Source organism: Promicromonospora sp. NPDC057488 (genome assembly GCF_042802395.1).
Classification (GTDB): domain Bacteria; phylum Actinomycetota; class Actinomycetes; order Actinomycetales; family Cellulomonadaceae; genus Promicromonospora.
On sequence record NZ_JBHVEG010000256.1, the window covers coordinates 1 to 6,407 of the forward strand.

General features: G+C 72.3%; 7 protein-coding genes. 2 read left to right on the forward strand and 5 right to left on the reverse strand.

Annotation, left to right across the window (positions count from 1 at the left end; genetic code table 11):
- Positions 1 to 22: 22 nt before the first annotated feature.
- Both ACFU5G_RS28370 and ACFU5G_RS28375 read right to left on the reverse strand, forming a co-directional pair.
- Positions 23 to 1,546, reverse strand: coding sequence for an SLC13 family permease (locus ACFU5G_RS28370; protein WP_377252199.1), 1,524 nt, complete (start codon positions 1,544 to 1,546; stop codon positions 23 to 25).
- The gene (locus tag ACFU5G_RS28375) at positions 1,546 to 2,118 is read right to left on the reverse strand and encodes a gluconokinase (protein ID WP_377252211.1); all 573 of its coding nucleotides are present in this window, start codon (positions 2,116 to 2,118) and stop codon (positions 1,546 to 1,548) included. Before ACFU5G_RS28375 ends, ACFU5G_RS28370 begins: the two co-directional genes overlap by 1 nt.
- 116 nt (positions 2,119 to 2,234) lie before the next feature.
- Here ACFU5G_RS28375 and ACFU5G_RS28380 point away from each other — a divergent pair, with 116 nt between their 5' ends.
- Complete coding sequence (locus ACFU5G_RS28380; RefSeq protein WP_377252201.1) at positions 2,235 to 2,963, forward strand: FadR/GntR family transcriptional regulator; 729 nt, start codon at positions 2,235 to 2,237, stop codon at positions 2,961 to 2,963.
- On the opposite strand, the gene ACFU5G_RS28385 is transcribed toward ACFU5G_RS28380, so the two are convergent.
- Entirely contained in the window at positions 2,954 to 3,418 is a 465-nt protein-coding gene (locus tag ACFU5G_RS28385; protein ID WP_377252203.1) for a VOC family protein, read from the reverse strand. The genes ACFU5G_RS28380 and ACFU5G_RS28385 overlap by 10 nt on opposite strands.
- A 206-nt stretch (positions 3,419 to 3,624) precedes the next feature.
- Between ACFU5G_RS28385 and ACFU5G_RS28390 the strand changes: the two genes are divergently transcribed.
- The gene (locus ACFU5G_RS28390; protein ID WP_377252205.1) at positions 3,625 to 4,470 is read left to right on the forward strand and encodes a TetR/AcrR family transcriptional regulator; all 846 of its coding nucleotides are present in this window, start codon (positions 3,625 to 3,627) and stop codon (positions 4,468 to 4,470) included.
- 168 nt (positions 4,471 to 4,638) lie between these two features.
- Here the strand turns inward: ACFU5G_RS28390 and ACFU5G_RS28395 are convergent, their stop codons facing one another.
- Positions 4,639 to 5,475: a sugar phosphate nucleotidyltransferase gene (locus ACFU5G_RS28395; RefSeq protein WP_377252207.1), complete on the reverse strand. Its 837-nt coding sequence runs from the start codon at positions 5,473 to 5,475 to the stop codon at positions 4,639 to 4,641.
- Positions 5,476 to 5,578: 103 nt separating this feature from the next.
- On the reverse strand, positions 5,579 to 6,286 hold the full coding sequence (locus tag ACFU5G_RS28400; RefSeq protein WP_377252209.1) for a TetR/AcrR family transcriptional regulator: 708 nt from the start codon (positions 6,284 to 6,286) through the stop codon (positions 5,579 to 5,581).
- Positions 6,287 to 6,407 lie beyond the last annotated feature (121 nt).

A 6,407-nucleotide genomic window follows, 5' to 3' on the forward strand; every position in this document is an offset into this window, starting at 1 on the left:
GTTCTGCGGGTCTGGACCGGCGCTAGACGAAGACGCCCAGGAGCAGGACCACCGCCAGGGCGACCACCGAGAGCACGGACTCCATGAGCGACCAGGTCTTGAAGGTCTGGCCGACCGTCATGCCGAAGTACTCCTTGACGAGCCAGAAGCCTGCGTCGTTCACGTGGGAGAGGAACACCGAGCCCGCGCCGATCGCCAGCACGAGCAGCGCCGCCTGCGTGGGCTCCAGGCCTGCCGCCAGCGGTGCCATGATGCCCGCGGCGGTGATCGTCGCGACCGTGGCCGAGCCGGTCGCGATGCGGATCAGCGCCGCCACGAGCCAGCCGGCCAGCAGCGGGGTGATCCCGGCGTCGGCGATGCCGGACGCGATGACGTCGCCGACGCCCGAGTCCACGAGCGTCTGCTTGAACCCGCCGCCGGCGCCCACGATGAGCAGGATCCCGGCGATCGGCGCGAACGAGGAGCCGACCAGGTCGCCGACCTGCTGCAGCGAACGGCCGACGCCGGTGCCGAAGGCCACCAGCGCGAACAGCGACGTGATGAGCAGGGCGACCAGGGGCTCGCCCAGGAACTCCAGGATCGTGCCGTAGCCCGTGTCGGTCGCACCCGCGACCTCGACGACGGACCGCGCGAGCATCAGGATCACGGGGAGCAGCACGACCAGGACCGAGATGCCGAACGACGGCTTGCGCAGGGTCTTCGTGCCGGCGGTGGTGCCGGTCGCGGTGGCCGTGGCGGTCCCGGTGGCGTCGCCCTTGCCCGAGCCGGAGCCCGAGCCGCCCGTGCCGGTCGCGCCCGAGCCGCCCGTAACGTCGTCGGGCACGCCAAGCACGGTGGTCGGGGGGTCGAGCCGGACCCAGCGGGTGAGCGGGATGGCGAGCAGCGGCCCGGAGATGATCACCGTCGGGACGGCGACCAGCAGCCCGAGCCCCAGCGTGAGGCCCAGGTTGGCGCCGAGCGCGTCGATGGCGAGCAGGGGCCCGGGGTGCGGCGGCACCAGGCCGTGCAGGGCGGAGAGCCCGGCGAGCGCCGGGATGCCGACCAGGATGGGGTTCGCGCGCATGCGGCGCGCCACGATCATCACGACCGGGATCAGCAGCACGACGCCGACCTCGAAGAACAACGGGATGCCGACCACGAACGCGATGAGCGCCATGGCCCAGGGCAGGCGCTTCGCGGGCGTCCGGTCGAGGATCGTGTCGACGATCTGGTCGGCGCCGCCCGAGTCGATGAGCAGCTTGCCGATGATCGCGCCGAGCGCGATCAGCACGCCGACGCCGGCCACGGTGGTGCCGAGGCCCGCGGTGAAGCTGGTGAACGTGTCGGTCAGGCCCGTCCCGGCCACGAGCGCGAGCGCGCCCGACCCGAGCACGAGGGCCAGGAACGGGTGCATCTTCAGCCACACGATGAGCCCGACGATGACGACGATGCCGATCACGGCGGCGAGCACGAGCTGCGACGTCGAGGCGGTCGGCTCGGCGTCCGCGGCCGCGGCGGCGACGGGGAAGGCGTTGGGGAGGGCGGTGGCGAGAGTGGTGTTGAGCATCAGTCGTCCTCTCCCAGCTGGCGCAGGATCTCGTCGACGATCTGGTCGGGCCGCGGCGTGATGTCCACGCCGAACCCGGGCTCGTCGTCCTCCAGCGGCTCGAGCGCGGCGAGCTGGCTGTCGAGCATCTCGGGCTTCATGAAGTGCCCGGCGCGGCCCTGGATGCGGGTGCGCAGCAGGTCGTACGAGCCGGTGAGGTGGACGAACCGCACGGGGCCCGTCGTCTCGCTGCCGGCCGTCTCCAGCAGGTCGCGGTAGCTGCGGCGCAGGGCGCTGCACGGCACGACGGCGCTGCGGCCCTCGTTCAGCTCCTTGGCGAACCAGTCGCGGATCCCGCGCAGCCAGGGCCAGCGGTCGTCGTCGTCCAGGGGGTGGCCCGCGGCCATCTTGGCGACGTTCGCGGGGGAGTGGAAGTCGTCGCCCTCCGCGAACGACGCCCCCAGGCGTCCGGCCAGGAGGGCGGCGACCGTGGTCTTGCCCGATCCGGCCACGCCCATCACCACGATGGCCTGAGGCGGGTGGTCGGTCCCGGCGGGGTCGGCCCCGCCGCTGGTTGTCTGGGTCGAGAACATCTCTGTCCCGGTGACGTCTGTGTCCATGGCACCTATCTTCACCCATTGATGACACCATTCGCGCGTGATTCATGTCACCAATGGTGTGACCAATTGCCGCCAACTATCCTGTGAGCATGCCCCCAGTGCTGCACAGCCCCGTCCTCGACGCTCTGGGCCGGCGCATCACCGGTGGTGAGCTGCCGGCGGGTGCCGCGCTGACGCTCGACGGCATCGGCGCCGAGTTCGGGGTGTCGCGCACCGTGGCGCGCGAGGCGATGCGCCTGCTCGAGGGCCTCGGGCTGGTTCGGTCCGGCCCCCGGGTGGGGATCGTCGTGCTGCCGCACCCGTCCTGGAACGTGCTCGACCCCCGGGTGATCGCCTGGCGCCTCGACGGTCCGGGGCGCACCTCGCAGCTGCGCTCGCTGACCGAGCTGCGGCAGGCGGTCGAGCCGCGCGCCGCCGCGGGGGCGGCACGCGGCGCGACGGCGGCCGTGCGCGACGAGCTGGTCGCCACCGCGAGCCAGATGCGCAAGCTCGGTGAGGCGGGCGAGGGTGACGGCGCGGAGTTCCTGGCGCTCGACATCCGGATGCACGAGCTGCTCATGCGGTCCAGCGGCAACGAGCTGTTCAGCGCGCTCGCCGACGTCGTCGCCGTCGTCATCTCCGGGCGGATCCACCTGGGGCTCATGCCCGCCTACCCCGTGCCGGAGGCGCTCGAGGCGCACGAGGCGGTGGCGCGGGCGGTCGCCGCGGGCGACGCCGAGGCCGCCGAGGAGGCGATGGCGCGCATCGTGCGCGAGGTGCGCGGCGCGCTCGACGACGACCCGGCGCCGGCCCGGCCGGCTCAGCCCGCTCAGGCCTGAGCGCCGAACCAGCTCTCCTGCGCGGCGTCCAGCCCTGAGGCGGCGTCCCAGTCCTTGAGGGGCTGGGAGAACTCCCACTGGTAGCCGAACGGGTCCACGCACTCGAAGACGCGGTCGCCCCAGGCCTCGTCGGCCGGCTCGGACGTGATGGTGCACCCCGCCGACCGGCAGTAGTCGTAGCTCGCGGCCAGGTCGTCCACGCCCAGCCCGATGGCCACGCCGAGGCCGCGCGGGCCGCCCTGCGTGAGCCGCTCGCGTTCGGTGTCGGGGAACGGCATGCCGACCAGCGCGTCCACGATGAGCTGGACCTCGCCGCGCGCGAGGATCGTCATGACCGGGGTGCCGTCGGGGCCGGGGATCGTGCCGACGTCGTCGAACCCGAACCCGCGGTAGAGGTGCGCCGCGGCGACCACGTCGCCGACGCGCAGGCCCACCCGGAATGCTGCTGCAACCACTCGTGCCTCCCAGTTGTGATGTGTCTGGTGTGTCGCCGACCATTTGGGTACGGCGTACGCAAACTATAGTCGACGTCGGGCCGGCGCGGGCCGGGTTGGGTCGGGTTGGGTCGAGTCGGGTCCGGTTGAGACCGGGTCGGAGTCTCGCTCGGCGAGCAGGCGTGCCGGCGGCCCGTTCGGGCAGCACATTCTCGAGGAGGCAGCGCGTGGGAGATTCCGGGGGCGAGCGCGACCAGGTGCGCACGCTGGACCTGCTGTGGGGCACTCGGGTGCCCTCCGGGCTCGGCCGCAAGCCCGGGCTCGATCTCGACCGGATCGTGGCGGCCGGGGTGGCGGCCGCGGACGACGGGGGCCTCGACAGCCTCTCGATGCGGCGGGTCGCGGACCGGCTGGGTGTCGGTGCCATGTCGCTCTACCGGCACGTGCAGGACAAGGCGGAGCTGCTCGACCTCATGGTCGACCGGGTGCTCGCGGAGGTCCGCTATGACGACGGCGGGAAGGGCGCAGGCGGTTGGGACGGGGCCGGCGGCGGGGACGGGACGGGCGACGAGAACAGGACGGGCGGTGGCGACGGCAGCCCCGTCGGGAACGGCTGGCGCTCGCGGCTGGAGCAGGTCGCGCGCGCGAACCGGGCGCTCTACGAGCGGCACCCGTGGCTGCTGGCCCGCTTCGAGAGCCGGCCCCCGCTCGGGCCCGGGACGATCGCCAAGTACGACGCCGAGCTGCACGCCGTCGACGGGATCGGGCTGACCGACGTCGAGATGGACCTCGTGCTGACCCTGGTGCTCGGCTACGTCCGCGACGCGACGGCCGGCCTGGCGGCGTGGCAGTCGCTCCCGGAGCGGTCCGGCCAGGGCGACGCGGAGTGGTGGGCGGCGCACGAGCCCCACATGGCGCGCGTCCTGGGGGAGCGCTTCGCGCTCGCGGCCCGGGTCGGCACGGCTGCGACCTCCGGGTACGGCGGCCTGCACGACGCCGAGCGCGCCTGGGAGTTCGGGCTGTCGCGGGTCCTGGACGGGGTCGAGTCCTTCGTCGGGCGGGCCCGTTCGTAGGGCGGGCGCGGTCGTAGGGCGCGATCCGGGGCCTGGTCCGGGGACGCGCTCCCGGGGCACGCTCCCAGGGGCACGCCGCGACATCGGGTCAGAACCAGATGCCGGACGTGCCCCAGGGGGCACACTTTCTGCCTGTGCCGAACCCAGGTCCGACGACCTCGACGATCCTCAGTTCTCGTTCTCCGCGGCGAACAGATTGGCGGCGAGCCAGCCGCTCGTGTTCCCGCAGTCGAAATAACGACCGCCGACCGGGTGGATCAATGTGTCGTGGTCCTCGGCGAATGCGCCGATGGCGTCAGTCGCCTGGTATTCACCATTCTCGGCGGCCTGCAGGCGGCGGAAGTACGGCAGCACGGCGGCGGGCAGGAGGGACCGGCTGATGTTGGCGTACGCCTCGGGAGCCGTGAAGCTTGCGGGCTTCTCGACGATCGCGTCGAGGAACGGGAAGCGGGCCCCGGCGTCGCGGGTCGTCAGCACCCCGTAGCGACCGGCGTCGGCGCCCGGGACGACGGCGGCACCCAGGGCGGCGGCGACCCCCGCGCGATCCCGCGCCGCGGCGAGGTCCGCGAGATCGGAGCCGCCGTCGGGCCGGAACAGCAGATCGTCGCCGGCGATCAGGAAGAAGTCGTCGTCCGCCACGAAGTCCTCGGCGAGCATGGCCGGGAGTGCCGTGCCGTAGCGGCCGTCGCGCGGCTGCTCGATGAAGCTGAACTCCGCTCGCTGGTGCAAGCCGGAGATCTGCTCGTACTTCTGCTCCCAGCCGCGCTCCTTGAAGTGGGACTCGATGTCGGGGTCGTGGCTGAAGTAGTGGCGGACCTGTCGGCCGCCCTCGCCCGGCGCGACGACGAACGCGATACGTTCCACGCCGGCGGCGAGGCAGTCCTCGACCGCGAAGTCGACCACCGGTCGATTCAGCACCGGGAGCATGCATTTGTTGATGGATTTCGCGACGGGAAAGAATCTGCTGCCGAAACCCGCCACGGCAATCACTGCTTTCTTGACCAAGGCACAGTCCTGTTCTCGTCGCGTGGTTCTCGATCACTGTTCTCAGTTCCCGGTGTGCTTTGCACGTTGCGCGTGATGATGCCAGTGCGCCCTACATCGCGCCCTACATCGCGGCCAGGAGCGGCAGCCGGACCGCGGGCGGCAGAGGTGCGACGTCCGGCCGGGCGCTGATCGACTGGATCTGCAGGGCCGCGAACCGGCGCGAGGCGGCCACGGCCGCCTTGCGGGACGTAGCGCGGATGCCGGAGTTCGCCATGATCAGCATGATCAGGTCGTCGAGCACGAAGTCGCGGCGCAGGCCGCCGGTCTCCTTCGCGCGCCGGATGAGCTCGCCGAGCGCGCGCAGGGCGCGCGTGCGCTCCCGGGCGAAGTCGACGGCCTGGGGGAACGCGGTGACGAACGCGGCGGTGAAGCCGCGGTCCAGGGCGTGCATGACGCACACCTCCTCGATCACGGTCGACAGCCCGTGCCAGGGGTCGGGGTCGGCCAGGCCCTGCTCGACGATCGAGGTGCACGTCGCCATCTGCTCGCCGAACGCCTCGGTGACCAGCGCCTCCTTGGTCGGGAAGCGCCGGTAGAGCGTGGCCGGCCCGACGCCGGCGCGGCGGGCCAGCTCCCGCATCGGGACGTCGATGCCCTGCTCCGCGAACGTCTTGCGCGCCACCTGGAGGATGCGCTCGCGGTTGTCGCGCGCGTCCGACCGCAGCTCCCGCGCCGGGTGCGACTCCAGGGCCTCGGACGGGGCGGTCTCCTGGTGGGCGGTGTCCTTGTGCGCGATGTCCACGGGCGCGGTGTCCGGGTGCTGGGTCATGACTCTCGCTTCGCCGAAACGGACGGGGTGTTCCACTCGCGCGATCATCATCGCACCCGGACCTGCGCCGGCCGGAGCGCAGAAAACGACCATGCACTTGCTGCCAGCCGGAGCTTCCGGC

Bases quoted from the DNA above. Each gene is read 5' to 3' on its own strand.
- ACFU5G_RS28380 (WP_377252201.1), top strand. From the start codon at position 2,235: ATGCCCCCAGTGCTGCACAGCCCCGTCCTCGACGCTCTGGGCCGGCGC.
- ACFU5G_RS28375 (WP_377252211.1), bottom strand. From the start codon at position 2,118: ATGTTCTCGACCCAGACAACCAGCGGCGGGGCCGACCCCGCCGGGACC.
- ACFU5G_RS28370 (WP_377252199.1), bottom strand. From the start codon at position 1,546: ATGCTCAACACCACTCTCGCCACCGCCCTCCCCAACGCCTTCCCCGTC.
- ACFU5G_RS28400 (WP_377252209.1), bottom strand. From the start codon at position 6,286: ATGACCCAGCACCCGGACACCGCGCCCGTGGACATCGCGCACAAGGAC.